This window comes from Flavobacterium sp. HJJ (genome assembly GCF_015351475.1).
GTDB classification, from domain to species: Bacteria; Bacteroidota; Bacteroidia; order Flavobacteriales; family Flavobacteriaceae; genus Flavobacterium; species Flavobacterium marginilacus.
On record NZ_JADKPR010000067.1, the window covers coordinates 1 to 1,030 of the forward strand.

Below are 1,030 nucleotides of genomic sequence, written 5' to 3' on the forward strand. Positions count from 1 at the left end.
CAGTCCGGCTTTCAGTCCGACCATCATTGCTGAAAATATAATGGCTGTCGCACGGCGGTTATTGAGCCATTCTGAGTAATCGGCTACATCGGCGATCATTGCCCAGAGAATCGGAATGGTGATTCCGTAGAAAAATCCGTGCAGAATCTGCGAAAGGAAAATAAGGGAAATACTGTCGGCTGAAAAGAAATAAAAAGCCAGAACGAAGACTGTCGAAATAAACAGAAATATTCCGAAGATATTTCTCTTTCCGTATTTATCAGCCAAGCCTTTTGATAAAGTGATTCCTATTATCATAAAAATAATTCCTCCGGCATTGAACAGTCCGAATCCTGCTGCAACAGGGTCATTACCAAAATAGTTTAATCCGGCACTGGTCAGCGTATCCAATATCGGCTGGATAAAAAGTGACAGCTGCTGTTTATCTACATAATTTTCAAAATAATAAACATACGAACCGCCTTTTAGAGCCAGAGTGATAAATACTAAAGTTGTCAGCGTCAGCATGATTACCCATGGCCTGTTTTTTACCAGGTCGGCTAGATCTTCCTTCACGCTTGACTTCTGCTCCGGTTTTGGAATGATACGTTCCTTGGTGGTCAGAAAGGTGATAAAAAGCATAATGGTGCCGATGACGGCCAGTACTGTCATTACTTTTTCAATTCCTACTGCCTTGTCCCCTCCTCCGGCACTCTTGATGATCCCAAGCATGAAAACCTGAACAAAAAACTGTGCAAACATCACCGCAACAAAACGGTACGAAGACAGGCTGTTCCTGTCGGACATATCGCCCGTAATCACCCCGCTCAGGGCAGAATACGGCAGGTTGTTCCCTGCATAAAAAAGAAGCAGTAAGGTATAAGTGGCAACGGCATACACTACTTTGCCGCTGTACGAAAAATCGGGGGTGGTAAAAGCCGCCAGAGCAACACAGCCCAGCGGTAATGCCGTGATCAGGATCCAGGGACGGAACTTGCCCCATTTGGTACTGGTTCTGTCTGCCAGAACACCTATAATAGGATTAAAACCG

At 44.9% G+C, this 1,030-nt stretch carries 1 protein-coding gene; it reads right to left on the reverse strand.

Going from position 1 to position 1,030, the window contains the following annotated elements:
- On the reverse strand, positions 1-1,030 hold a 1,030-nt coding region (locus IRZ80_RS20740; protein WP_194644266.1), incomplete at both ends, for an MFS transporter.